This is a genomic window from Vreelandella subglaciescola (genome assembly GCF_900142895.1).
Taxonomy (GTDB): Bacteria; Pseudomonadota; Gammaproteobacteria; order Pseudomonadales; family Halomonadaceae; genus Vreelandella; species Vreelandella subglaciescola.
Window position 1 is genome coordinate 1,903,508 of the sequence record NZ_LT670847.1, and the last position, 25,684, is coordinate 1,929,191.

The window sequence follows — 25,684 nt, forward strand, 5'->3', positions numbered from 1 at the left end:
ACATCATTTAATCGAGTTTGTGTAAAATCAAAAGTTAGATTGCCGCCGTCAAGGTCAAAGGCTAACGCTATTGGATCTTGAGGGGGGGAGGCACTGAAAAAAGTAACGAGGAATTCGCCTGGACCTGTAATTGAATACCCTGAAGTATTAAATGTTTCTAACACATCGAAATCGGCCGAAACCTCGACTCCTTCATCTATGAAAATTTGCTTTTCATTAATAGAAACGGTTGTGTTGTCGCTTTCTTTCCAATATTTAAAAATACTATCGTCTTCGGTCAACATGCCATCTGCAACGATGCTGAAAACGGGCTCGGGCTCGGGTTCAGGCTCGGGCTCGGGCTCTGGTTCCTGCGCAACCAGGCCGCCGTCCTCATAGATGTAGGTCGTATCTGCCTGAGCTTGACCATTAATCGAGAGGCCGCTCACCGTCACTGCAAAATCATCGCTCGGTGATTCATCAAAACTGAACGGCAAGTTCAGTATTCCCGTGCCCTTCCCATTACTCGCAGTGATGGAATACGTCGCCGTCGTCACACCACCTATCGTTGAGCTTGACGCGGATGTCGACATTGACCCGCCACCCTGCAAGGAAACACCTTCCAGTTCAGCCTCTGAAGGAAATGTCAGCTCGAAACTTACCGTATTGCTGCCGGCACTCCACGCATCCGGGAAGGACAGCGATAAAGCGGTATCTTCAGGCTCGGGCTCAGGCTCAGGCTCGGGCTCGGGCTCGGGCTCAGGCTCAGGTTCCGGTTCGGGTTCGGGCTCGGGCTCGGGCTCAGATGTATTGAGCTCTTCCACCTTTTGCTGCAATGCGGCCTGATCCTGTTCCCCTGTTCCCCTGCGCCCTCTGCGATGGCAAAGGCAATGTTCGCCAGGTCCAGCGTGCCGCTGGAAAGCTGCTCGACCCAGTAATTAATGCCCTCTGTCTCAGCATCACGGGAGAAGAAGCTTTGATAGAGCGCCCCCACTTGCTCCTCATCGCTCAACGATCCGAAACGCTCGATATACTCGTCAGACTCACCAAATGCTTGGATGACGTGATCGAGATTGCCATATGACTGCTGGATCTGCTCGACCCAATAATCACGGCCGTCTTCATCAGCCGCGCGGTCATAGTAACCCGCATAGAGCGTATCAATTAGTTCTCCATAGGATGCCTCGGTTGCATCATCGATACGCGCAGCTATCGCTTGTTGATCACTACCCTGGGTTCCATCACGAATCTCACGTACCAGATCCGCCGGAGTGGCACCTTCATTAAGTCGTCCTTCCCAGAAAGCAAGCCCGGCTGGCTCCGGTGCGCGCCCTAGCAGGTGCTCATAAAGGTAAGAAACCTGCTCTTTATGAGTGAGCCCGGCATAGATCTCATCAAATTCGGGTGCCTGAGTGAACGCATCAGCGACGGCGTCAAAGTCCTTCGTTTCCAGCTCTGCGGTCCAGTACTGCAGACCAGCCCAATCTGCAGGCCGTTCATAAATGGTGAGATACAGTCCTTGAATAATATCGGTCGATGACATCTTCTTCCCCTGAATGAAGTAATTTTTTTTAAATTTAAATTAATATATACACATAAACATCTCACTTATCACACAGGTAAGCAATCCATTCTCTGGGCATGGCGAAACTTTCTTAGGGACACGTATTTTCTTCCTGATGCCCTAATCATCACCCATTGCAGTAGTCAAAACTCGGGCGATGGGCGCATAAGCTCACTGGTAAAGGGCAGCGCCTGTCCAGCTACGCTTTAATGCAACCCAGCTGCCTAAACCGATAATTCAGCACCAGTTTCCTGAGCGCTTTTCGAGCCACTCGAGGAGCGCGGGGAGTTCTTTGACGTGGGCAATGCGCTGGACGCGAGGGGGCAACGGGCGGTCGTGGCGCTCGGCGATCCAAGCGGCATGCATGCCTAGCCGCTGGGCGGGGAGAACGTCTTCGTCCCACGAATCCCCCACGTGCATGGCGTGCTCGGGAGCGGCATCAAGGCGTGCAAGCGCAGTGAGAAAGGCCCTGGGATCGGGTTTGGGGGCGAGTATCTCGCCGGCGGCGATGGCCACGGGAAAGTGGTGCGCCAGCGGCTGGCGCGCCAGTTGAATGTTGCCGTTGGTGATCGCTGCCAGCCGGTAACGCTGGGCAAGCGTGGCCAGTAACGCGTCGGCTTCGGGGTGCGGCATGACTTTTAACCGCAGGCGGTGAAACTCGTTCATCGCCGCCGCCGCCAGCATCAGCGCGGCGCGGTGGTTGAGCCCGCAGGCTTCCAGCTGCTCGTTCAGCGCGTGCCTGCGCAGCCAGGTAAAATCGCCCCGCCGCTCGGGCACCTCAACGGCGAGGCGCTGGCGGCGGGCGAGATAGTCAGCCAGCCCGTTCGTTTGATTAAGCTCGGTGCCTCCAAGTCTCAGCGGCGGCTCGGCGCGCGCGGCTCGCCATGCCCCAAGTGCTGCCAGCAGCCAGCGATAGTGGCCGTGCTCGGTGCGCTCCATCACGCCGGCGTTGTCCCACAGGGTATCGTCCAGATCGAAGGTAATCGCGTGCAACATGGCGGTTGGCTCCTGGTTTTACTCTGACTCTTCGCGCCGGCGTTTGGCGCGCGGGTGGGCGGCGTCATAGCTCGCGGCCAGATGCTGCCAGTCAAGGCGCGTATACACCTGGGTGGTCGCCAGATTGGCGTGACCCAAAAGCTCCTGCACCGCGCGCAAATCCTGGCTGGATTCGAGCAGGTGACTGGCAAAGGAGTGGCGCAGCCGGTGTGGGTGAAGGTGCTCGGGCAACCCGCGCTCCAGCGCCAGCCGCGCCAGCCGCTTTTGAATTGCGCGGTGGCCAAGGCGGGCGCCTCGCCGGCCCACAAACAACGCCGGCTCCTCAGCGTCGGCAAGCACGCCGCGCACCTTGTGCCACTCGGCCAGCGCGTCGGCGGCGCGGCGCCCCACCGGCACCTGACGCGGCTTGCTGCCCTTACCCATCACCCGCGCACGCGACGCGTTGACATCGCCCGTATCCAGCGCGGCAAGCTCCGCCAGGCGCAGGCCGCTGGAGTAAAAAAGCTCCAGCATCGCCTGATCGCGCAGGCCAAGCGGGGTGTCATCAAAGGGCGTATCGAGAAAGCGCGCCAGCACGTCGACGTCCACCGGGCGTGGCAGGTGACTGGGCTGTTTGGGCGTACGCAGAAGCGCAATCGGATTATCCGCCAGCAGGCCTTCTGCTACCGCATGCTCACAGAAGCGCGACAGCGCTGCTCGGCGACGTGCCAGGCTGCGTGGGGCCAGGCCGCGGCTGCGTTCAGCGCCGAGAAACCGGCGCGCCAGCGCAGTATCCACATCCCCCGCGTTTGCAATACCCTGCCGCTCGGCAAACGCCGTGAAGGCGGCAAGATCGCGCCGGTAGGCGGCAATGGTTGCGGGGCTTGAGTGCTGGCCCAGCGCGGCGAGAAACGCCTCGATCTGGCCGCCAAGCGCCGCACTATTCATTCAGCGCCTCACTCATGGGGCGCCAGCCGCACCAGCAGCCGGGCGACGATATCCCCCAGATACTCGGTGAACTGGGTATCCATGCTGACGCGATACTGCTCGGGATCAGGGCTTGCCAGCAGCAGGTAGCCCAGCGCGTCACCGGCGGCCAGCCGCGTCACCGCGCACGAGCCGGGCTTACGCGGCGGCGCCACGTGGGGCAGCAGGCACTTCCAGTCGCTCACGCCGAGTTTGGCGCAGCGGCTGGTGCGCCCGTCAAGCAGCGCGGCAAGGCGCGTGCCGGCGTGGTGGGACAGCACCTGACGCGGCGGCTGCGGCGGAGCGACCTCTGCGTCGCTGAGCTCGGCCGCGCACCATAGCGCGACGGCCGGTGTGGCAAAGCGCTCGCTCATTTGCGTGGCCAACGCCTGCGCCAACGCGTCGCGGTCGGGCGCTTCCACCAGCGCCAGCAGCGTTTCGCGCAGCCGGCGATACTGCGCCTCGCTCTGGCGCGCAGTGCCGAGCAAACCCTCAAGGCGGCCTTCTGCTGACTCGGCGCGAGTGCGCAGATCCAGCACCAGCCGTTCCAGCAGCGATACCGCGCCGTCAATATGCGGGTGTGGCACCTTGAGCTGCTGCAAGAGCCCTTCGCGGCCGACAAAAAAATCGGGATGGCGCGCCAGCCAGAACGCTACTTGATCGGGATCGAGTGTTTTGCGTGGTTCAGGGGCTTCGGACATCGCCATTCTCCTTGAGCATTGGGTTCGGGCGCCGGAATCAAACGTCGGCTTAGCCCAGCGTCACGCGGCCGTCAAACACCCGCGCTACCGGCCCCACCATCACCAGCGGAGCTTCGGGGCCGGCCCATTCAATAGTCAACTCGCCGCCGGGCAGCACTACCCTGACCGGGCTTTTCAGCAGCCCCTGACGAATGCCGGTGGCCACCGCCGCGCAGGCGCCGGTGCCGCAGGCAAGCGTTTCACCCGTGCCGCGTTCAAATACCCGCAGGCGGAGTTCGCTGGGTGAGACAACCTCCATGAACCCCGCGTTGACCTTGTTGGCAAAGCGCGGGTGCGCTTCGATCAGCGGGCCCAGCCGCGCCACCGGCGCGCTGTCTACATCCGGCACCTGCAGCACCGCGTGGGGGTTGCCCATGGATACCACGCCAATCTCGAGCGTGTCGTCGCCTACGTCCAGCGCGTGCAGCGGGCGGTCGCCGGCGGCGTCAAACGGCAGCGTGGATGGCGTAAAGCGCGGCCGCCCCATGTCTACGCGCACCTGGCCGTCGTGCTGCACGGTCAGCGCCAGCGGCCCGCCGGCGGTTTCCACGCGAATCTCGCGCTTGTGCGTCAGCCGCTGGTCACGGACAAAGCGGGCGAAACAGCGCGCGCCGTTGCCGCAGTTTTCGACCTCGCTGCCGTCAGCGTTATAGATCCGGTAGCGAAAGTCCATGTCCGGATCGCGGGGCGGCTCGACGACCAGCAGCTGATCAAAGCCGATGCCAAAGCGACGATCGGCAAAAGCGCGCACCTGCTCGGCGTCGATGCGGGCGCGCTGGGTCACCAGATCCACCATCATGAAGTCGTTGCCCAGACCGTGCATCTTGGTGAAGTGCAAAAGCATCAGCGGGCCGCTCCGGCGTCAGGCAGCAGCGCTTCGCCGGCCCACAAGTCCTCGACGCTTTCGCGCTGGCGAACCACGTGGCAGACGTCGCCGTCGACCATCAGCTCAGGAGGGCGCGGGCGGCTGTTGTAGTTCGACGCCATGACAAAACCATAGGCGCCGGCGGAGCGCACCGCCAGCAGGTCGCCTTCGGCAATCGCCAGCTCGCGGTCCTGGCCCAGAAAATCGCCGGTTTCGCACACTGGGCCGACCACGTCGTACACCGCCGGTTTGCGCGCCGTGCGCGTATCCACCGGCACAATGGCCTGCCACGCCTGATACAGCGCCGGACGAATCAAGTCGTTCATGGCGGCATCGACAATGGCAAAGTTTTTGCTCTCGCCGGGCTTCAGGAACTCGACCCGGGTCAACAGCACGCCGGCGTTGGCGGCAATCGAGCGCCCCGGTTCGAACAGCAGCGTGAGGGTTTCGCCACCCTTCCAGCGCGACAGACGTGCCAACAGCTGGCTGGCGTAGTCAAACGGGTGGGGCGGCGTTTCGTCGCGGTAGGTCACGCCCAGGCCGCCGCCCAGATCCAGATGTTCGATCTCGACGCCGCGCTCGCGCAGGCGCTCCATCAGCACCAGCAGGCGCTCCAGCGCGTCGAGAAACGGCGCAGTTTCGGTCAGCTGCGAGCCGATGTGGCAGTCAAGCCCGACCACGTTCAGATAGGGCAGTTCGGCAGCCAGCGCGTACACGTCCAGCGCCTCGTCGACCGGAATGCCGAACTTGTTGTCCTTCAGCCCGGTGGAAATATACGGGTGCGTGCCGGCGTCGACGTCGGGATTGACCCGCAACGATACCGGCGCCACCACGCCCACCTCACTGGCCACCGCGTTGAGCCGCTCAAGCTCGGAGCGCGATTCGACGTTGAAGCATTTAATCCCCACCTCAAGCGCGCGCCTGATCTCGTCGGCCTGCTTGGCCACACCCGAAAACACTACCTTGGCGGGGTCGCCGCCGGCCTTCAGCACGCGCTCAAGCTCGCCCACGGAGACAATATCAAAGCCCGCGCCAAGCCGCGCCAGAAGCCCCAGCACCGCGAGGTTGGAGTTGGCCTTGACCGCGTAGCAGATCAGGTGCGGGTGGCGGCCCAACGCCTCGGTATAGGCGCGAAAGTGGCGCTCAAACGTGGCTTTGGAATAGACATAGCAGGGCGTGCCGTGCTCGGCGGCGATGCGCGCAAGCGGCACGTCCTCGGCATATAGCTCGCCGTCTTTGTCGTTGAAAAAATCCATGCGGCTCCTCTTTATCGATCAGCTGTTTCGGCCGGCTCGATAGCATCAGTCGGTTCGACGGCGTTTTCAGCTGGCGCGGCGTTCTCGGCGTCCGGCGGGTACAGCGGCCCTTTCTGGCCGCAGCCGGCCAGCATCATCGTCATGCCAATCAGCAACGCAGCCCCAGCGGTGCTTACCGCCCTGAGTGATAAACGGCTCATGTGCTGGCCTTGATGTCGGCGAGAGCGGCACGAGCGCGGCTGGCGGCGGCGCGGACCTGATCCGGCGCGGTGCCGCCGATGTGATTGCGCGCGGCGACCGAGCCTTCAAGGGTGAGCACGTCGAACACGTCGGGCTCGATCACCTCGGAAAAGCGCTTGAGCTCGTCCAGAGTCATTTCCGAGAGGTCCTTTTCCTGCTGCAGGCCGTAGGCCACCGACTGGCCGACGATATCGTGGGCATCGCGGAAGGCCACGCCCTTGCGCACCAGATAGTCGGCCAGGTCCGTGGCGGTGGAGAAGCCCTGACGCGCCGCTTCGAACATGTTGGCCTTTTTCGGCTCGACGGCCGGCACCATGTCGGCAAAGGCTTTGAGGCAATCGAGCACCGTGGTCACGGTGTCAAACAGCGGCTCTTTATCTTCCTGATTGTCCTTGTTGTAGGCCAGCGGCTGGGACTTCATCAGCGTCAGCAGGCTCATCAGGTGGCCGTAAACGCGCCCGGTCTTGCCGCGCACCAGCTCGGGCACGTCGGGATTTTTCTTCTGCGGCATGATCGAGGAGCCGGTGCAGAAACGGTCGGGCAGGTCGATGAAATCAAACTGCGCGCTGCTCCACAGCACCAGCTCTTCGCTCATGCGCGACATGTGCATCAGCAGAATGCTGGCGAAGCTGGCGAACTCGATGGCGAAGTCGCGATCGCTCACCGCGTCCAGCGAGTTTTCCGCGGGGCGCTCAAAGCCCAGCAGCTCAGCGGTGACGTGGCGGTCGATGGGGTAGGTGGTGCCGGCAAGGGCGGCGCTACCCAGCGGCAGCACGTTCATGCGCCGGCGGCAGTCGAGCAGGCGATCGTGATCGCGGGCGAGCATTTCCTGCCACGCCAGCAGATGGTGGCCAAAGGTCACCGGCTGGGCGGTTTGCAGGTGGGTAAAGCCGGGCATAATGGTGTCAGCTTCGCGCTCGGCAAGCGCCACCATGCCGTCGCGCAGGCGGATCAGTTCGGCTTCCACGCCGTCAATGGCGTCGCGCAGGTACAGGCGGATATCGGTTGCCACCTGATCGTTGCGCGAACGGCCGGTGTGCAGCTTCTTGCCGGTAACGCCGATCTTTTCGGTCAGCCGCGCCTCGATGTTCATGTGAACGTCTTCAAGCGGCACCGACCAGTTAAACTCGCCGCGTTCAATCTCAGCGCGAATCTCGTTCAACCCCGCCACAATGGCGTCGCGCTCATCGTTGCTGAGCACGCCCACCCGCGCCAGCATGGTCGCGTGGGCGATGGAGCCCTGGATATCCTGATGTGCGAGTCGCTGATCAAACGTGACCGAGGCGGTAAAGCGTTCGACAAAAGCGTCGGTCGGCTCGCTGAAACGACCGCCCCAGGACTGGTTGGTGGCTTGACTCATGGCAGAAGTCCTTTACGTATGAAAAGAGAAGCGCAAGATCGGGCGCCCACGGCACAGCGACGCCCGGTCGCGGCCGCTGATTTGGCTCATGGCTCGGATTTAGGTCATGCTCTGGATTTAAATCACGATTAAAGGCATTGAGCGAAAGTGTACCAGAGTCGCCACAGCCTGCGGCATGCCGTGGGGCGCGATTTTTCCAAACCGCTCAGGTGCTTTATGATAAGGCATATCATCGTTTATACGGTCGTTTAACGGCCCAAGGGAGAGAAACGTGTCCATTAGCAAGCTGCGTATCGCTACGCGTAAAAGCCAACTGGCTATGTGGCAGGCCGAATACGTGCGTGATCGCCTGATGGCAATCCACCCGGAGCTCGAGGTCGAGCTGGTGGCGCTGTCGACCAAGGGTGACAAGATCCTCGATACGCCGTTGTCCAAGATCGGCGGCAAGGCGCTGTTCGTCAAGGAACTGGAAGAAGCCATGCTCGACGGTCGCGCGGACATCGCCGTGCACTCAATGAAAGACGTGCCGATGAGCTTCCCCGAAGGGCTGGGGCTGTCGGTCATCTTTGCCGGCGCTGACCCCAGCGATGCGTTTGTGTCCAACCACTACCAAAGCATCGACGAGCTGCCCGAAGGCGCCAAGATCGGCACGGCCAGCCTGCGTCGCGGCCTGCAGATGCGCGAAGCGCGCCCGGATCTCGAGATCCTCAACCTGCGCGGCAATGTGCAAACGCGCCTGCGCAAGCTCGACGAAGGCGAGTTTGACGCCATCATTCTGGCTTCCTCAGGCCTGCAGCGGCTGGGGCTTGATGCGCGCATCGCCCATGCAATGCCGCCGGAACTCTGCCTGCCCGCCTGCGGCCAGGGCGCGCTGGGCATTGAGTGCCGCCTGCACGATCCCGAGATGATCGGCCTGCTGGCGCCGCTGGACGATGCCGACACCGCCACCCGCGTGCGCGCCGAGCGCGCCATGAACACACGCTTGGAAGGCGGCTGTCAGGTGCCTATCGGCGGCCACGCGATTCTCGACAAAGACGCCGAAACCCTGTGGCTGCGCGGCCTGGTAGGCAACCCCGAAGGCACCGAAGTGCTGCGTGCCGAGGGCAAAGGCTCGATGTATGAGCCCGAAGCGCTGGGCATTCGCGTGGCCGAAGAGCTGCTCGATCAGGGCGCCGGCGATATCCTCGCCGACGTGTACGGACGCCAGTAGCCATGCTACCGGTACTGATCACCCGCCCCGGCGAGCGCGGCGATGCGCTGGCCGATGCCCTGCGCAAAAACGGCTATGCGGTAGACATGCTGCCCATCATGCAGCTTGTTCCTCTCACCGAGACGCCCGCGCAGCGCAGCCTGTGGCTGGATATTGATCAGTACCGGAAAATCATTGTGGTCAGCCCGTTTGCGGCGCACTGCCTGAGCGATGCGCTGGAGCGCTACTGGCCGCAGCTGCCCGTGGGCATTGACTATTACAGCGTCGGCACCGCCACCGCCGAGGCGCTGCATCAGCGGCTCGGCGTGCGCGTACGCACGCCGCCGACCGATGCCGTGGAAGACACTAGCGAAGCCCTGCTGACGCTGCCGTCGCTGCGTCAGCTGGCCGAGCAAAAAGTGCTGCTGGTGGCCGGTGAGGGCGGGCGTTTATTGATGACCCACACGCTGCGTGAGCGCGGCGCCCGGGTGACCCGTAGCGAAATCTACCGCCGCGACTATAGGGCGCCGTCACCGGCGGCCGTGCAGCAGCTGCACACCGGTCGCTATCAAGCGTTGATCGTGACCAGCGGCGAATTGCTGCAACATCTGGCAACATGGTGCCACCACGGTGCCTTGCACCAACCGCTAATCGTTTCCAGCCGGCGTTTGGCTACACTGGCTAATACTCTGGGCTTTACGGCCACTACGGTGGCGTCGGGAGCAACACCGCCCGCATTACTCGCTGCGCTTGCGCGCGTTGGCTCTTCACCGGGCGCCGATGTCGATCAAGGACTTTAACAAAGGCTAGTGACACATGACTCAACACTCCAATGATCAGGACGACGCGCGCAAGGCAGATGCCGGGCGCGATGACGCCACGCCCGACGCCAAAAGCAATAGCGGTAACGGCAATGGCCAAAACAACGGCAACGGCGGCGCCAACCGTTCGCGCCGGCGCGGCAAAGGCGGGCACAAAACCGAAGGCAGCGCATCGGCTCAGGCCGCGTCGACGCCGGCCTCATCTACCGCTGATGCAAGCGGTGGTAAACCGGCGGAAACACCGGCCAAGCCGACTTCGGGCGGTAACGGTGGCAACACTCCACCAAAAAACGGTGGCAAGCCACCAAACAACGGCGCTAAATCACCACAGAACGGTGGTAAACCACCAGAGGGCGGTGGCAAGCCACCAAAAGGCGGCGGCAAAGGCGGTATTATCGCCATCGTGCTGGTGCTGATTGTTGCGCTGGTAGTGGCATTTCTCGCCTGGCAGGGCTGGCAGCGGCTGGAAAACCAGCAGCAGCGCCTTGACGCGCTGTCCAGCGAAAGCGCCTCGCAGCAAGCCGTCAGCCAGCTTGAAACCCGTCTGGACAGCGGCGAAAAAGACCGCAAACAGGCGTTGGACAACACGCTGGGATCGCTGCGCAGCGAGTTTTCCGACTACCGCCAAAGCGTTGATAGCACTCTCGACAAAGTGCTCACTCAACTCTCTCAGGAGCAGGAAACCGACGATCGCGACTGGCTCCATGCCGAAGCCGCCTACCTGCTGCGTCTGGCCAACCAGCGCCTGCAGTTTGAAGGCGACGTGAAAGGCGCGGCGGCGCTGCTGCAGTCTGCCGATGACCGTCTGGTGGACGCCGACAACCCCGCGCTGACCCCGGTACGCCGCGAAATCGCCAGCGAGCTGGCTGCCCTGAACGCGGTACCGGACGTTGACCGCACCGGCCTGTACCTTGCCTTCGATGCCCAGCAAGAGCGTATCCAGACCCTGCACCTTGATCAGGACGTAGAGGCTGAAAAAGTCGAATCCGGCATGGACGAGGCGCCCAGCGGCACTTTCCAGCGCCAGCTGGCACGCTTTGGCGACGAGCTCAAGGATCTGGTGGTCGTGCGCAAACACGACGAAGGGCTGGAAACGCTGGTCACCCCCGAGCAGGAAGCCTACCTGCGCCAAAGCCTGCGGCTGATTATTGAGCAGTCCCAGATTGCTCTGCTCAAGCAAGAGCAAAAGCTCTATGACGCCAGCATCGACGACGCGCTGGAGCTGCTCAACGGCTACTACGACACCGAGCGCCCCGATACGCAAAGCGTTATCAGCCGCCTGAAAGAGCTCAAGCAAACGCAAATCACGCCCGAGCTACCCGATATCAGCGGCTCCCAGCAGGCGCTTGCCGAGTTCATCGACAAGCGTTTTGAAACGCGCCGCGAAGGCGGAGGTGACGCATGAGAAAACTCATTTTGCTGATCGTCGCCGGGCTGGCTCTCGGCGCGCTGTTCGGGCACCTGATGATGTCGGTGCCCGGCTACTGGCTGATCCGCGTGGGCGAAACCTCGGTACAAACCTCGTTCTGGTTTGGCTTGGTGGTTCTGCTCGCCGCGTTTATCGCTCTCCACTTCGTGCTACGCCTGCTCACCGGCATTCTGCGCCCCATGGGTCGCTTTCGCCGCTGGAACGGCCGCGCGCGTAACCGCCGCGCCATGAAGCGCACCGTACGCGGGCTGGTGGCGCTGACCGAAGGGCGCTGGAAAAAAGCCGAGAAAACCCTCTCGAATGCCGCCGATGACTCCAGCACGCCGCTGGTCAACCACCTGTCCGCCGCGCTGGCCGCGCACTATCAGGGGCACTACGACAAGTCACAGGAACATTTGAATCAGGCGCAGCTCACCACCGACGGCGCCGACGCCGCCATCGGGCTGATGCAGGCGCAGCTGATGATCGACCGCCAGCAGCCCGAAGAAGCGCTGGCGATCCTCAACCGTCTGGACAAAAAGCTGACCAACCACCCGCAGGTGCTCAAGTTGCTCAAGCAGGTTCACCTCAGCGTCAACGACTGGGACGGCCTGCGCCGCTTGATTCCACGACTGGCCGCGCAAAAGCTGATTTCCCAGACCGAGCGCGAACAGCTCGAATCCCGCGCCTACCGCGAGCTGATCCTCTTCGAGGCCAAAAACCCCAGCGATATCGAGCGTGTGCGCAGCCTGTGGGCCGATATGCCCGACTACCTGCGCGCCAATACCGAGCTCATCGTGCTCTACACCGAAGCGCTGGTGCAGGCCGGTGAAGACACCATTGCCGAGCGCTTGCTCAGCCACTCGCTGGACTTCCACTGGGACGCACGGCTGGTCAAGCGCTACGGGCTGTTGAACGTGGACGCTCGCCGCCAGCTGGCCAAGGCCGAAGGCTGGCTCAAGGAACGCCCCAACGACCCCGAGCTGCTGCTGGCCTGCGGGCGGCTGTCGCTACGCACCGGCGCCTGGGTCAAGGCGCAGGAATACTTTGAAACCAGCCAGCGTCAGCGCCCCAACGGCGTGGTTTGTGCCGAGCTTGCCCGCCTTTATGCCAGCCTTGGCGAGCACAACAAGAGCCAGCTTTACTACCGCCACAGCGTAGAAATGCTGGCGAAGTCGCTGCCGTCACTGCCCCAGCCAAGCGAAGCCCAGGGCGCCGACGGCATCTCGGAAAAAGCCAAGGGCAAGGGCAAGAAAAGCGCCTGACCCCGTGCAACTGACACGCTGAAAACGTGTATTGCTAAAAGCTGCGTATTGAAGGGGCGCCTGCGGGCGCCCTTTTGCGTGCATGATGTTTTGCGCTGCTGTGTTTAATCTCTGTCTTTCCCTTATGCTTTTTAACACCCACTACGTTAGACCACTGCCGTGTTATCGATGATTTCTATTGCCCAGACGCTGGGCCTGACTCGCAAAACCGCCGTATTTGGCGCCAGCACGGCGGCGATGGCGCTGACCTCCTTTGCCATCGCTTCGCTGTTTCACCTGCCCAACGCCTTCTGGGCGCCCATGGCGGTGTGGATTGTGGCGCAGCCCTCCCGTGGGCTGCTGCTGGAGCGCGGCGTGTACCGCCTGGTGGGCACGCTGGCCGGCGCGGCGGTGGGGTTTGCGCTGCTGGCCGCTCCCTTGCCCACCCCGCTAACGCTTGTGCTGTTGGCCAGCTGGGCCGGCGGCTGCGCGGCGTTCACCCACCTTACCCGCGCCTCGTTTGGCTACGCTGCGCTAATGGCGGGACTAACCGCAAGCGTAGTGCTGCTGCCCAGCATGGCGGCGGACTCGGGCGGCGCAGCCATCGCCATGGCGCGGGTGGTTTGCACGCTGATCGGCGTTATCTGCGTGATTGCGATGGGGCTGGTGCTGCTGCCCGCGCCGCCCCAACGCGAGCTGCTCAACCGCGTGCGCGGCCTCACCGGCGACGCGCTCCAACAGCTGGCACGGCGCCCCGCCCACGCTAGCCAACAGCTCCCCGACGGCGAACTGCTGCTGACCCTGACGCAGCTTGAGCAGCAGCTGGGCCCCAGCCATGCCGGCCCGCTGAGGCGTTCGTCGGGCGCGCTGGTAAGCGGTGCCTTTGTGGCTACCACGCTGAGCCTGCTGGCGATGACCCGGCTCACCGGCCAACAGCCTATTCCTGCGGCGTTGGCAGCGGCGCTTAACGACGCCGCCGATACCCTCGGCCAGCCACTTGATAACGGCAATGCTACCGATGCCTTACGCCGCGCAGCACACCACGCCCAGGATTTTTCCCCGCGGCTGGCGCGCCTTTTAGCGCGGTTAGAACAGGCCGAAATAGCCGGCGAGGCCTGGCTTGAGCGGCGCTCGCCTCACCGGCACTTGCCACACATGGTGACCCTGCCCACGCGCAAAGACCTGCCCTCGGCGCTGATCGCCGGGTCGGCCAGCGCCATGGTCACGCTGATGGCGGGGCTGCTGGTAGCCTACTCGGGGTGGGATAACGCTTGGCTGCCGGCGATGGGGCTTTGCACCTTCACCATGGTGCTGTCGAGCATGGACGTGCCCCAGGCGCTGGCGCCGCGCATGCTGCAGGGGATTATCGTGGGGGTGAGCTTGGCCGCCGCGTTCCGGCTGTGGCTGATGCCCCACGCCGACGGTTTGGGCGATATCTGCTGATGCTGGCGCCCTTTATGCTGTTCGGCGGCCTGGCGCGCGCCAGCAGCAAAACGCAGGTGCCGGCGCTGGATGGCAACATGTGCTTTATGCTCGCCAGCCAGCCGTTTTTGCAGGCGCCGACCGCAGCGGGCAACGTACTGCTCGACGCCGGCTCGCTGATCGCCAGCATCGCGCTGGTGGCGCTGGCCTACCGCTTGCTGCCCCGCGACCCTACGCGGCGCGCCGGCTATCTTTCCCGATTGATGCTGCGCGATATCGAACGCCTGTGCGGCCAAAGCGACGGGCTAACCCCCGACGCGCGCTGGCACAGCCGCATGTATCGCCGCCTGCTGCGGCTGATGATCCACGTCGGCCGCGCGCAGGAAGCGGGTAGCGCAAGCCACGCGGGTACGCTGGGGATACTCAACCTGGCCGATGCCGTGATTCAGCTGCGCACGCTGCTGTCCACCTCGCAGCTCAACGAGGCCGAGCAGCAAGCGGCTCGCCGTCTACTACAGGCGCTGCGCCGTCTGACCCAGGACCCCGACGCCGTCACCCAGGCGCTTACTGCACTGCCGTTAGAGGGCGACGCCCTTCCCGAGGTTGCCGCACAGATGCGCCACGCGCTTGCCGATACCGCCGCGCTGCGCCACCGCTAAGCTGCGCCTGACCTTAAGGCTTGCTGGCCGCCGCCATCACCGCGTCCAGCGCGGCGTGGTAGCCCTGAGTGCCGAGCCCCGCAATCACGCCGTCGGCACGCAGCGAGACGTAGGAGTGGTGGCGAAACGCCTCGCGCTTGTGCACGTTGGAGATATGCACCTCGATCACCGTGCCGTCAAAGGCGTTGAGCGCATCAAGAATCGCCACCGAGGTATGCGTATAGGCCGCCGGATTGATGATGATGGCGCTCGTGCCGTCGTCGCGCGCCGCCTGAATGGCGTCGATCAGCTCGCCTTCGTGATTGCTTTGCCAGTGCGCAAGCGTCACGCCCGCCGCTTCTGCCCGGCTTGCCAGCGCGTTGTTAACGTCGGCCAGGGTTTCTCCGCCGTAAATCTCGGGCTGCCGGGTGCCCAGCAGGTTCAGGTTGGGACCGTGCAGCACCAGCACTTTCAGCGCACCTTTTTCATTTGCCATCTTTTCAGTTGCCATCTAAGGGTTTCCTCCGCGTGTCTCTGGTCGTGAATCCATGTTGCCGTGTCAGCGCTCGGCAAGCCACTGTCCGGCGCGTGCCGCCATCAGCCAGCCGGCGACGCTTACGCCCACATAAACAAACGCAAACAGCGGCTGCTGGCGCTGCCAGAGCATCACCGCCTCCACGCTGAACAGGGAAAACGTGGTAAAGCCGCCGCACACGCCGACCGTCCAGAAACCGTGCCAGCGTGCCAGCGCGCCGTGGGGAGAACGCGCCGCCCGAGTCGAGTACCAGGCGATCAGCCCTGAACCCAGCAGATTGGCGGCCAGCGTTCCCGCCCAGAACGCCGGCCCCATGAGCGCGACGGCGACCAGCGCCACCAAATAGCGTAGCCCCGCGCCCAGCGCACTGCCCGCCGCCACGGCGCCATAAAACGGTAACGCGGTCATCAGCTACCCCCTCCCGCCAGCGCATAGCCCACCGCGGCAAGCGCGATGCCGCCGGCTACGCTCAGCGTCAAATAGACAACGGCGGCGCCCCGGCGCGGCTGCTGCCACAGCCCCAGGCTTTGCTGGGCCAGCGACGACACCGTCGATAGCCCGCCCAGCGCGCCGGTGGCGGCAAACGCCCAGAACAGGCCGGCCGTTTCGCTCTGCGCCATACCCCCGGCAAGCGCGCCCAGCGCCAACGCCGCCGCATAGTTAACGCCTAGCGTGCCCCAGGGCAGCGTCTCGCCCAGGTGGCGCGCGCCCAACCGGCTCGCCAAGGCGCGCAGCACGCCGCCAAGGGCACCGCCGGCCATCACGCCGATCAGCGTCGTCACACTTAACATAGGTTCTCCTGTTATCTCCTGCGGCCGGGCTGCAAGGCAGCCTCGACGCTGCGCTGTACGCTGGTTATTCATCGTTTTATCCACAGCTTATGAGCGCCTTTTCAAACTGTTGATAACATCGTTGGCAAAGGGCCGCCGGCTTTTCTGACACGCTCAACGAGGGTTCCTCACGCCGACCGTTCCGTCCCTGTCCCGCCTGTGGAAAAATGGCCCAAAAGCCTGTTACACGGCGTTTCCACGCAGAAGGACGGGGGCAAAAATCGACAATAGCGTATTGACAACGCGCTTCTCAGCGGCTATTTAGGCGTTCAAAAAAACAGGATTGCCTGTGGATAGTTCAGGGGAAAACCTCTTCCCCGTTTGTGTATAGCCACGGAAAACGGCGTTTCAACGCAGGTTTTGTCGCACCCGGCTGGTACACACTGCACTGATCGGATAAATTGCACATACTTTCGGAACAACGCTGGCATACGGTAACGCTAAACGTCCAGTGCGTTTGGCGTACCCTGAATTCCGAAACGATGCGCCTTTAGCGCATCCAAAATAACTTACTATAACGCACTTTAATAATAGGTGATGTATGGCAAAACTTGCTCATGCACAGTGGTCATCGCGAATGACTTTTGTGCTGGCGGCTGCGGGATCAGCCGTGGGCCTCGGGAACATCTGGCGCTTTTCTTATATGGTCGGGGAAAACGGCGGCGCGGCTTTCGTGCTGGTGTATCTGGCCTGTGTCGCGCTGGTGGGGCTGCCTATTCTGGTCGCGGAGTGGCTGATGGGCCGTCGCGGGCAGAAAAACCCCGTGGATACCATGGCCGAGCTGGCCAGAAAGAACGGCAAACCGCGTGCCTGGATGGGTATTGGCATTACCGGGGTACTGGCGGCTTTTCTGATTCTGTCGTTTTATAGCGTCATCGGCGGCTGGTCGCTCAACTACACGCTGGGCACGGTGATCGGCACCTTCAGCGGCGGCGACTCGGACAGCATCGGTGCGCTGTTCAGCAACATGCTGGCAAACCCCATGACGCTGCTGGGCTGGCACACGGCCTTTATGGTGCTGGTGGTTGCCATCGTGGCGCGCGGCGTCACCAAAGGGCTTGAGAGCGCGGTACGCTCGATGATGCCGGCGCTGGTCATTTTAATGCTGATTCTGGTCGGCTACGGCATGACCACCGGCCACTTCGGCGAAGCCATGGCCTTCATGTTCCGCCCGGAATGGAGCGCGCTTGACGGCGGCGTGGTACTTGCGGCTATGGGGCAGGCGTTTTTCACCCTGTCGCTGGGCATGGGCATCATGATGGCCTACGGCTCGTATCTGGGTCAGGACGTGAACCTGATCAGCACCGCACGCACCGTGATCATTCTGGATACCGCGATTGCGCTGCTGGCGGGCATGGCCATCTTCCCCATCGTGTTTGCCAACGGGCTGAGCCCGGGCGAAGGGCCGGGGCTGATCTTCGTCACCCTGCCACTGGCCTTCGGCAACATGGCCGGCGGTACGATTCTTGGCCTGATGTTCTTCCTGCTGCTGACCTTCGCCGCGCTGACCTCGGCGATCTCGCTGCTGGAACCCACGGTGGAAATGCTCGAAGAACGTACCTCGCTGCCGCGCGTCAGTGCCGCGCTCATCAGCGGCGCGGCCGTGTGGCTGCTGGGCGTGGCGGCACTGCTGTCGTTCAACGTCTGGTCGGATGTGCTGGTCTTTGGCCTGAACATCTTTGACCTGCTCGATACCTTCACCGCCAAGTTCCTGCTGCCGCTGACCGGCCTGGGCTCGATTGTATTCGCTGCCTGGTGCCTGGACCGCAAAAGCGTGGAACAGGAGCTGGGGCTGTCTGCCGCCGGCGTCACCGCGTGGAACGTGATTGCCCGCGTTGTCGCGCCCATCGGCGTGGTGGTGGTGTTTATCACCGGCGTTATCGGCTTGATGTAAGCCGTCAGCCACAGGTGATCCAGATAAAAACGCCCGGCCATTTTGGCCGGGCGCTTTTTTTTGCCTGTCTGTTTTGCCTGTCCTTTCACGCCGGTCTGTCGCGATGGCGCTTTATCCTGCCGCCTTCACGACATTCAGGACGTCTTGCGCGGCTTGTGGGCGATATCCCACTCGCGGCCGGTGAGCATCTGTTTCCAGTAAAATGCCGGCAGCAGGTGCTTTTTCACCACCCAGTAAAAGCGCGTTTCCTTGAACGGATCAAGCGGCAGCGTCGGCGTGACCACGCCGTCGTAGATAAACTCGGCGATCATCACGCGGCCGTAATCGGTCACCAGCGGGCAGGAAGTATAGCCATCGTACTGTGCGGTAAGCGCTTTGCCGTCAATTTCGGCGAGCAGGTTTTTTACCGTCACCGGCGCCTGCTTGCGTACCGCAGCGGCGGTTTTGGACGTCGGCAAGGAGCTGGCATCGCCCAGCGAGAACACGTTGGGGTAACGCACGTGCTGAGTCGTGCCCTTGTCGACCTCGACCCAGCCGCCGGCGTTGGCCAGCGCGCTCTGGCTGATGAAATCCGGCGCGCACTGGTGCGGGGTCACGTGGAGCAGGTCAAAGGGCTGCTCGACACGGGTCTTTTCACCCTCGGCGTTTTGCGTCTCGAAGGTGGCAACCTTGCGCTCACCGTCTACCGCCACCAGATCGTGAGATAACAGCACCTCAACGCCGTGGCGCTTGGCCACTCGCTCAAGCGGGGGTACAAACGCGGGCACGCTGAACAGCGCCCCGCCGCCGCTGTAAAACTTGAGCGTACTGTTGTTGCTGATCCCTTTCTGCTTGAAATGATCGGCGGCCAGATAGGCGATTTTCTGCGGCGCACCGGCGCACTTCAGCGGCGGCGGCGGCTGAGTAAAGATGGCGTTGCCGCCGGTAAAGCCGTCCAGGCACTGCCACGTATAGCGCACCGTCTCGGGGCTGTAGTTGCTGCATACGCCGTTCTTGCCCAGCGTTGCCTCAAGGCCTTCAACACGGCCCCAGTCCAGCTTGATTCCCGGCGCCACCACCAGCTGCGAATAGCCCAGGCGCTGACCGTCGTCGAGCTGCACGGCGTTCTCGTCGGGGTCAAACGCGGTAACCGCCGCCTGAACAAGCGTCGCGCCTTTGGGCACCACGTCGCGGATGGCCCGGCGGGTATTATCCAGCGCGTAAGTGCCGCCGCCCACCAGGGTAAAGGCCGGCTGATAATAATGTTGTCCGGACGGCTCGACAATGGCTACGTCAAGCCCCGGCCGGCGGCGCAACAACGACGCGGCCACCGTGATGCCGGCCGTACCGCCGCCGATAATAACGACCTGATGACGGCGATTTTCGGATTCCGTTGGCATGTGTCTCTCCTTGGTTTAAGCATGGATGAAACGATAAAGCACTAAGCGGGCGACTCTTAATAACTATTGAGCATATAATTACATATCAAATACATAGCTCTAGCGTCATGCGTCGCCATTTAGCCCGCTATCTTTTTAACCTGTTGTTTATAAAGATAATTTCATTTATTAAGGTAGCGAACACGCCGCCTTATAACAAGATCATATAAAAAATAGGTCGGTTAATATCACAAAACAATATCAATCTTTTTACAAACCCCCGGCGCTCCGGTGGTAGGTTACGTAAAAATGTTAACCATGCTGACCGTATTTCATGAAAAATGCCCTATGAAAATTGATCCGAGTAATTCTCCCCTATCGGCTGATCAGGCCAACGGCCTGAATCGCCTGTTAGAAACGCTGGCGCCCCACCAGTTTGACTGGCTGGCAGGCTTTATTGCCGGCCATCAGGCCGCTCAGCCGGGCGCGCCAGGTACCGCCGCCGCCCAAGGTGCCGGTGATACCGGCCAGGAGCACCCCTCGCTGACCGTGCTTTACGGCTCGCAAACCGGCAACTGCGAAGGGCTGGCGGAAGCGCTCGGCGAGCAGGCCAACGCCCACGGCATTAATGCCCGGGTGCTGGATATGGCCGACTACAAGCCGCGCCAGCTGAAAAGCGAAAGCTACGTGGTCGTGGTCACCTCGACCCACGGCGAAGGCGAGCCGCCGGATAACGCGCTGGACCTCCACGAGTTCATCCACGGCCGCAAGGCGCCGTCGCTCAAGCATTTGCAGTACGGCGTGCTGGCGCTGGGCGACACCAGCTACGAGCATTACTGCCAGACCGGCAAGGATTTTGACGCCGCCTTTGCCAAGCTGGGCGCCACCGCGCTGGTCGAGCGTGCCGACTGCGACGTCGACTACGACGACGAGGCCGAGGCCTGGTGCAAAACCCTGATCGAGCGTTTGCAAAACGAAGCCGGCGCCTCGGGCATGCCCACCGCCGGTGGCGTGAGCGCTGCGCCCACTACCGAGGCGTATACCCGCCGCTATCCGTTCATGGCCGAGGTGCTCGACAACCAGTGGCTCAACGGCCGCGGCTCGAGCAAGGAAACCCGCCACATCGAGCTGTCGCTTGAAGGCTCGGGCCTGAGCTATCAGCCGGGCGATTCGCTGGGGCTTTACCCGCAGAATGACCCGGCGCTGGTGGCCGCGATCATCGAACGGCTAGGGCTTGATGCCGACACGCCGGTTACTGCCGGCGACATCGAGACAACGCTTGCCGGCGCGCTGAAGCATCACCGCGAAATCACCCTGCTGACGCGCCCGGTGGTGGAAAAATGGGCCGCGTTGAGCGGCAGCGCCCAGCTTACCGAGCTGACGACTGACAACGCCAAGCTCACCGAGTGGCTTTACGGACGCGACCTGCTCGACCTCGCGGAAGACGCGCCGGTTACAGGCCTCGACGCCCAGACGCTGATCGAGACGCTGCGCAAGCTGCCGCCGAGGCTCTACTCCATCGCCTCGAGCCAGTCTGCCGTGGACGACGAAGTCCATCTGACCGTCGCCGCGGTGCGCTACGAAACCGAGGGGCGCAAGCGCGAAGGCGTGGCCTCGTCCTGGCTTGCCGACCGCCTCGCGGACGACACCACCGTGCCGGCGTATATCGAAGCCAACAAACACTTCCGTCTGCCCGAGGACGACGCCGCGCCGGTGATCATGATCGGGCCGGGCACCGGCATCGCTCCGTTCCGCGCGTTTATGCAGGAACGCGAAGAGCGCGAGGCCGAAGGCGCCAACTGGCTGCTGTTCGGCGACCGCAATTTCCACTCGGACTTTCTCTACCAGAGCGAGTGGCTGGCGTGGCGCCGTCAGGGCGTGGTCGACCGCATCGACGTAGCGTTCTCCCGCGATCAGGGCGAAAAAGTCTACGTTCAGCAGCGTCTGCGCGAAAACGCCGAAGACGTCTGGCGCTGGCTTGAGCGCGGCGCCTACCTCTACGTCTGCGGCGACGCCGACAGGATGGCGCCCGACGTTCACCGCGCGCTGCTCGACGTGATCATCGACGCCGGCGGCAAGAACGAAGAAGATGCCACCGACTACCTGCGGGAGTTGACCCGCCAGAAACGCTACCAGCGGGATATCTACTAATGAGCGACAAGTTACCTGATGCCGAGATCATCAAGCGCGAAAGCAACTACCTGCGCGGCACCATCGCCGAAGGGCTTGACGACCTGGCCACCGGCGCGATCTCGGACAACGACAATAAGCTGACCAAGTTCCACGGCACTTATTTGCAGGACGACCGCGACGTACGCGACGAACGCCGTCGCCAGCGCCTCGAGCCGCTGCACATGTTCATGGTGCGCCTGCGCCTGCCCGGCGGCGTGCTCACTCCCGAGCAGTGGCTGGGGATGGATGACATCGCCGGCGACTGCGCCAACCACACCCTGAAGCTGACCACGCGCCAGACATTCCAGTTTCACGGCGTGTTCAAGCACAAGATGCGCCCGCTGATGCGTGCCATCGACGCGCTGGGGCTCGATACCAAAGGCGCCTGCGGCGACGTCAACCGTAATGTGGTATCCAACGTCAACCCGCATGAGTCTCAGGTGCACGCCGATATCCACCGCTACTCCGTGGACATCAGCGAGCGGCTGAAGTGGCGCTCCAGGGCCTACGCCGAAATCTGGCTGGGCGAAGACCGCGTTGAAGCGCGGGGCGAGGACGAGCCGGGTAAAGAGGAAGAAGAGCCGTTTTACAGCTACTACTACATGCCGCGTAAATTCAAGATTGCGCTGGCCGTACCGCCGGAAAACGACGCCGACGTGCTGTCCAACGACATCGCCCTGATCGCCATCGTCGAAGACGGCAAGCTGGTCGGCTTTAACGTCGGCGTGGGCGGCGGCATGGGCATGACCTACGGTAACGAAGCCACCCACCCGCGCCTTGCCGACGTCGCCGGTTACGTGCCCGCCGACCAGGTCGTGGACGCCTGCGAGGCCATCGCCGCCATCCAGCGCGACCACGGCTGCCGTACCGAGCGCACCCACGCGCGCTTCAAATACACTATGGCCGACCACGGCGTCGAGTGGTTTCTGGAACGTTTTGCCGAATACCACGGTACGCCCATGGCGCCGGTGCGCGACTACGTCTTCACCCATAGCGGCGACCGCTTTGGCTGGGTCGAAGGCGAAAACGGTAACCAGCACCTGACGCTATCCATCCGCAGCGGCCGCGTGCTGGATACCGACGAGCTCGCGCTGCGCACCGCCCTGCGCGACATCGCCAAAATCCACACCGGCGATTTCCGCATCACCTGTAACCAGAACCTGATCATCGCCAACGTCGCGCCGGAGAAGAAGGCTGAAATTCAGACGCTGGTCGATCACTACGGGCTGGAAGACGGCAGCGGGATCTCTGCGCTGGCACGCAACTCCATGTCGTGTGTGGCCTTTCCCACCTGCGCGCTGGCCATGGCCGAGTCCGAGCGCTACCTGCCATCGCTGACCGACAAGCTCGACGCGCTGATGGACAAGGCCGGGCTTGCCGATACACCGATCAACGTGCGCGTCACCGGCTGCCCCAACGGCTGTGCGCGACCGTACCTGGCCGAGATCGGCCTGACCGGCAAGGCGCTGGGCAAGTACAACCTCTTCCTTGGCGGCGACGAGCGCGGCGAACGCATGAACCGCCTCTACCGCGAGAACATCGACGAGGCCACCATTCTTGAGCTGCTCGAGCCGATGCTTGAGCGCTTTGCTGCCGAGCGTAACGACGGCGAAGGCTTCGGCGACTTTCTGATCCGTGGTGGCATCGTCGATGCCGAACGCCCGCCCGAGGTGTTCCACAAGGCCTACGCGGTTTAGCAGCACCCACGCCGTACGTCGCACACACAAACGCCCCGCCGGTCAGTGCTTGCCGGCGGGGCGTTTGCGTTATGCCTGATGCGTTATGGCCTGACGTTTAACGTGGCTAGCCTGGCCACGCCTCAGTGCAGCCCGCCGTCGGCGTGCTTTTCCAGGGGATCGGGGAGCTCGGCAATTTGCCGGGCGAGCGACTGAATTTCGCGATGCAGCTCAATGCCGCGGCGGGCACGCAGGTGGCGTTTGGCCGAGTCGCGGCGGCGGTTTTCATGTTCGTCCACTTCCATGGTCATGAAAATATCCAGCAGCTGAGTCTTGACCGAAGTGACTCGTTCGACATTACGCATAATCGACGTTCCTCCAGAGGCTGATACCCGCGCCTGACCGCGTCCGTGACGCCCGTGTTACCTACAGCGCGGCACTTCCTTTATTACCACTTCCATTATTACTATAGCCCAAGTGACAAAATGATGAAGGGCGTAGCGAAACGGAGCTAAATACGCCCAACGTGACAAACGTGCGATAATTCGGCGACTCGTCCCCGTCCTGTCATTCAACGGTGTGCGCCTGTTGTTCAGCCCGGTCGTGTAACCCCGTTATTCAAAGCCGTCATTAACACCAAGGAGCCTGCCGTGAGCCGTGCCCTGTTCGATGAATTGAGACACCGCATGGAGCACTTTCGCCGCTCCGAACAGAAAGTGGCGCGCTTTGTGCTGCGAAACCCCGACGAAGTCATCCACATGCGCATTGTCGATCTGGCCACCGAAGCCAAGGTCAGCGAGCCAACCGTGGTGCGCTTTTGCCGGGCGCTGGGCTGCGGCGGCTTTCAGGATTTCAAGCTCCAGCTGGCGCAGATGCTGGCAACCGGCAGCCAGTTCGCCCAGTTCTCGATGAACGACAGCGACTCCATTGCCGAGTTTTCCCACAGCATTTTCGACTCCACTGTAGGCACGCTGCTGTCGGTGCGCGACCGTATCGATCATCAGGCACTGGGGCGCGCAGTGAATGCGTTGGCCGGTGCCAACCGGGTGGAGTTTTATGGCTTTGGCGCCTCTGGCGCGGTGGCGGCAGACGCCCAGCACAAATTCTTCCGCCTGCAGATTTCCACTTCGTCCTATTCCGACCCGCACATGCAGAACATGTCGGCGGCCACGCTTAGCCCGGGCGATGTAGTGGTGGCCATTTCCCAGACCGGGCGCACCCGCGCGCTGGTGGCAAGCGTACGGCTAGCGCGCGAAGCCGGCGCCACGGTGATCGGCCTTTGCCCCAGCGGCTCGCCGCTGGCCACCGAGGTTACCCTGCCGCTTTACGTCGACGTGTTCGAAGACACCGAAATCTACACGCCCATGAGTTCGCGCATCGCGCATCTGGTGTTGGTCGACGTGCTCGCCGTGGGCGTGGCCAAAACCCGCGGGCCGCAGCTTGCCGAACAGCTTCAAGCGGTTAAGAAAAGCCTCCACCCGCTGCGCTTTCCCGACGGCGGCGCGCGCTGATACGCCACCCACGCCCGGATAACGCCCCTGCCGGCTATCTGCTGGCGGGGCGCTTTTCATGCGGCACCAAATTTTGAGCTACTAGTAGGCGTGTGGCTCAAAAAAGTAGCGGAAACGACGAGCTGGAAGCGGTATATCTCAGGTAGTCACAGCCTGTGGCCTAGCAAAAGCATTCAAAATAAGGCGGGTAATCCTGAACTTATCGTCCCTGAGGAATGAGGCAGATCGGTTGAAAGCTACTGGGGCTAACGAAACGCCTTGACATAATTCCATCCGTGTTAGAGATTCTGACCCGGATGATACGTGTAAGTTTTAGACTAAGCACTTAATCAAGACGTTGAAAAGCTTATGAATCAAATCTATTCACACGATCATTTAACTTTATACGCTGTCTTCGAGAAGTTAAAAGTTTAGTATCCCAATCCTCTGGAGTTAGGGAATATTTGCTATTTTTGTTATTCAACCTGAACCGGCGTTCTGCCCCCACTGGCATTTTTTCTGGGCCATATATTGCAACCAAAAGTATAGAGATACTAATAAATTCTAGACTTCCTCGAGGAATATGGCCGTCCATATCTAAACCTTCTTCTTTCCCTATTCGACATATAAGTGAATTAAAACTACCGATATGTAAATATCCTCCCGACGCGAGAGGGCCTTGTCGGGTATTATCGGACAGCTTACCTATAGGGTCGCCATGAACATTAGGGTCGCTATCGTTTTCACTGTTGTTGTCTTCGCTAGAAATATGTTCTAAATCTGTTACATCTAATTCAATAGTGCCCTGGTTTGTTTCTATCTCTGCGAAAACATATGATATAAAAATAGCTTCAGCGCTCATATTGCTAATTATGCAAAGTGCATTTATGTCCTTTTTACTACCCCTATTGATTATTAATTTTGGACTTCGCTGGCGACGAAATCCAGAATAAAGTAACTGGGCATAGACTAACCAAATTATGAGAGTTCCAAAATTAGTTGACACGATCAGTATATCTTTGTTTTGAGTTATCAAATCCCACATATTATCTACCTTTTACA

The 25,684-nt window shown here is 61.9% G+C and carries 24 protein-coding genes; 10 read left to right on the forward strand and 14 right to left on the reverse strand.

The window, feature by feature from the left end:
• Positions 1 to 637 precede the first annotated feature (637 nt).
• From B5495_RS08900 to argH, 8 genes are all read right to left on the reverse strand, one after another.
• Positions 638 to 1,522: a DUF4214 domain-containing protein gene (locus B5495_RS08900; RefSeq protein ID WP_079553073.1), complete on the reverse strand. Its 885-nt coding sequence runs from the start codon at positions 1,520 to 1,522 to the stop codon at positions 638 to 640.
• 258 nt (positions 1,523 to 1,780) lie between these two features.
• Complete coding sequence (locus tag B5495_RS08905) at positions 1,781 to 2,539, reverse strand: HAD family hydrolase (protein ID WP_079553075.1); 759 nt, start codon at positions 2,537 to 2,539, stop codon at positions 1,781 to 1,783.
• Between the two features lie 18 nt (positions 2,540 to 2,557).
• Positions 2,558 to 3,466 (reverse strand): tyrosine recombinase XerC, encoded by a 909-nt coding sequence (locus B5495_RS08910; RefSeq protein ID WP_079553077.1) that lies wholly within the window; start codon positions 3,464 to 3,466, stop codon positions 2,558 to 2,560.
• 8 nt (positions 3,467 to 3,474) lie between these two features.
• A complete protein-coding gene (locus B5495_RS08915) occupies positions 3,475 to 4,185 on the reverse strand; it encodes a DUF484 family protein (protein ID WP_079553079.1) in 711 nt (236 codons plus the stop codon).
• A 49-nt stretch (positions 4,186 to 4,234) separates the two neighbouring features.
• Positions 4,235 to 5,068 carry a diaminopimelate epimerase gene (dapF, locus tag B5495_RS08920; RefSeq protein ID WP_079553081.1) on the reverse strand — a complete coding sequence of 278 codons (834 nt, stop codon included), beginning with the start codon at positions 5,066 to 5,068 and terminating at the stop codon, positions 4,235 to 4,237.
• Positions 5,068 to 6,345 (reverse strand): diaminopimelate decarboxylase, encoded by a 1,278-nt coding sequence (gene lysA / locus B5495_RS08925; protein ID WP_079553082.1) that lies wholly within the window; start codon positions 6,343 to 6,345, stop codon positions 5,068 to 5,070. The genes dapF and lysA overlap by 1 nt, the downstream gene beginning before the upstream one ends.
• Before the next feature lie 11 nt (positions 6,346 to 6,356).
• Complete coding sequence (gene lptM / locus B5495_RS08930) at positions 6,357 to 6,545, reverse strand: LPS translocon maturation chaperone LptM (RefSeq protein ID WP_079553084.1); 189 nt, start codon at positions 6,543 to 6,545, stop codon at positions 6,357 to 6,359.
• The gene (gene argH / locus B5495_RS08935) at positions 6,542 to 7,945 is read right to left on the reverse strand and encodes an argininosuccinate lyase (protein ID WP_079553086.1); all 1,404 of its coding nucleotides are present in this window, start codon (positions 7,943 to 7,945) and stop codon (positions 6,542 to 6,544) included. The genes lptM and argH overlap by 4 nt, the downstream gene beginning before the upstream one ends.
• A 271-nt stretch (positions 7,946 to 8,216) precedes the next feature.
• On the opposite strand from argH, the gene hemC reads away from it, so the two are divergent.
• The 6 genes from hemC (at position 8,217) to B5495_RS15035 (ending at position 14,688) form a co-directional block, all read left to right on the forward strand.
• Positions 8,217 to 9,155: a hydroxymethylbilane synthase gene (hemC, locus tag B5495_RS08940; protein ID WP_269457127.1), complete on the forward strand. Its 939-nt coding sequence runs from the start codon at positions 8,217 to 8,219 to the stop codon at positions 9,153 to 9,155.
• A gap of 2 nt (positions 9,156 to 9,157) precedes the next feature.
• On the forward strand, positions 9,158 to 9,934 hold the full coding sequence (locus tag B5495_RS08945; protein ID WP_079553087.1) for a uroporphyrinogen-III synthase: 777 nt from the start codon (positions 9,158 to 9,160) through the stop codon (positions 9,932 to 9,934).
• Positions 9,935 to 9,950: 16 nt separating this feature from the next.
• Complete coding sequence (locus B5495_RS08950; RefSeq protein ID WP_079553089.1) at positions 9,951 to 11,360, forward strand: uroporphyrinogen-III C-methyltransferase; 1,410 nt, start codon at positions 9,951 to 9,953, stop codon at positions 11,358 to 11,360.
• On the forward strand, positions 11,357 to 12,628 hold the full coding sequence (locus tag B5495_RS08955; RefSeq protein ID WP_079553091.1) for a heme biosynthesis HemY N-terminal domain-containing protein: 1,272 nt from the start codon (positions 11,357 to 11,359) through the stop codon (positions 12,626 to 12,628). The genes B5495_RS08950 and B5495_RS08955 overlap by 4 nt, the downstream gene beginning before the upstream one ends.
• Positions 12,629 to 12,796: 168 nt before the next feature.
• Complete coding sequence (locus B5495_RS15030; RefSeq protein ID WP_079553092.1) at positions 12,797 to 14,050, forward strand: FUSC family protein; 1,254 nt, start codon at positions 12,797 to 12,799, stop codon at positions 14,048 to 14,050.
• The gene (locus B5495_RS15035) at positions 14,050 to 14,688 is read left to right on the forward strand and encodes an FUSC family protein (protein WP_079553093.1); all 639 of its coding nucleotides are present in this window, start codon (positions 14,050 to 14,052) and stop codon (positions 14,686 to 14,688) included. Before B5495_RS15030 ends, B5495_RS15035 begins: the two co-directional genes overlap by 1 nt.
• Before the next feature lie 13 nt (positions 14,689 to 14,701).
• Here the strand turns inward: B5495_RS15035 and aroQ are convergent, their stop codons facing one another.
• From aroQ to B5495_RS08980, 3 genes are read right to left on the reverse strand one after another with little or no spacing between them, the layout of a single operon-like run.
• Positions 14,702 to 15,178, reverse strand: a complete 477-nt coding sequence (gene aroQ / locus B5495_RS08970) for a type II 3-dehydroquinate dehydratase (RefSeq protein ID WP_231897143.1) — start codon at positions 15,176 to 15,178, stop codon at positions 14,702 to 14,704.
• Between the two features lie 48 nt (positions 15,179 to 15,226).
• Complete coding sequence (locus B5495_RS08975) at positions 15,227 to 15,610, reverse strand: fluoride efflux transporter FluC (protein ID WP_079553095.1); 384 nt, start codon at positions 15,608 to 15,610, stop codon at positions 15,227 to 15,229.
• Complete coding sequence (locus tag B5495_RS08980; RefSeq protein ID WP_172824544.1) at positions 15,610 to 15,993, reverse strand: fluoride efflux transporter FluC; 384 nt, start codon at positions 15,991 to 15,993, stop codon at positions 15,610 to 15,612. Before B5495_RS08980 ends, B5495_RS08975 begins: the two co-directional genes overlap by 1 nt.
• Positions 15,994 to 16,573: 580 nt before the next feature.
• Between B5495_RS08980 and B5495_RS08985 the strand changes: the two genes are divergently transcribed.
• Positions 16,574 to 17,926, forward strand: a complete 1,353-nt coding sequence (locus B5495_RS08985; protein ID WP_079553098.1) for a sodium-dependent transporter — start codon at positions 16,574 to 16,576, stop codon at positions 17,924 to 17,926.
• A gap of 134 nt (positions 17,927 to 18,060) precedes the next feature.
• Here the strand turns inward: B5495_RS08985 and B5495_RS08990 are convergent, their stop codons facing one another.
• Positions 18,061 to 19,305 carry an NAD(P)/FAD-dependent oxidoreductase gene (locus B5495_RS08990; protein ID WP_079553100.1) on the reverse strand — a complete coding sequence of 415 codons (1,245 nt, stop codon included), beginning with the start codon at positions 19,303 to 19,305 and terminating at the stop codon, positions 18,061 to 18,063.
• A 327-nt stretch (positions 19,306 to 19,632) separates the two neighbouring features.
• Here B5495_RS08990 and B5495_RS08995 point away from each other — a divergent pair, with 327 nt between their 5' ends.
• Positions 19,633 to 21,435 (forward strand): assimilatory sulfite reductase (NADPH) flavoprotein subunit, encoded by a 1,803-nt coding sequence (locus tag B5495_RS08995; protein WP_079553101.1) that lies wholly within the window; start codon positions 19,633 to 19,635, stop codon positions 21,433 to 21,435.
• Positions 21,435 to 23,153 carry an assimilatory sulfite reductase (NADPH) hemoprotein subunit gene (cysI, locus tag B5495_RS09000; RefSeq protein WP_079553103.1) on the forward strand — a complete coding sequence of 573 codons (1,719 nt, stop codon included), beginning with the start codon at positions 21,435 to 21,437 and terminating at the stop codon, positions 23,151 to 23,153. Before B5495_RS08995 ends, cysI begins: the two co-directional genes overlap by 1 nt.
• A 122-nt stretch (positions 23,154 to 23,275) precedes the next feature.
• Here the strand turns inward: cysI and B5495_RS09005 are convergent, their stop codons facing one another.
• Positions 23,276 to 23,497 carry a PA3496 family putative envelope integrity protein gene (locus B5495_RS09005; protein WP_079553104.1) on the reverse strand — a complete coding sequence of 74 codons (222 nt, stop codon included), beginning with the start codon at positions 23,495 to 23,497 and terminating at the stop codon, positions 23,276 to 23,278.
• 285 nt (positions 23,498 to 23,782) lie between these two features.
• On the opposite strand from B5495_RS09005, the gene hexR reads away from it, so the two are divergent.
• Entirely contained in the window at positions 23,783 to 24,643 is an 861-nt protein-coding gene (gene hexR / locus B5495_RS09010; protein ID WP_079553106.1) for a transcriptional regulator HexR, read from the forward strand.
• Between the two features lie 346 nt (positions 24,644 to 24,989).
• Here hexR and B5495_RS09015 read toward each other — a convergent pair whose 3' ends face one another.
• Positions 24,990 to 25,628, reverse strand: coding sequence for a hypothetical protein (locus B5495_RS09015; protein ID WP_172824545.1), 639 nt, complete (start codon positions 25,626 to 25,628; stop codon positions 24,990 to 24,992).
• Positions 25,629 to 25,684: the final 56 nt, after the last annotated feature.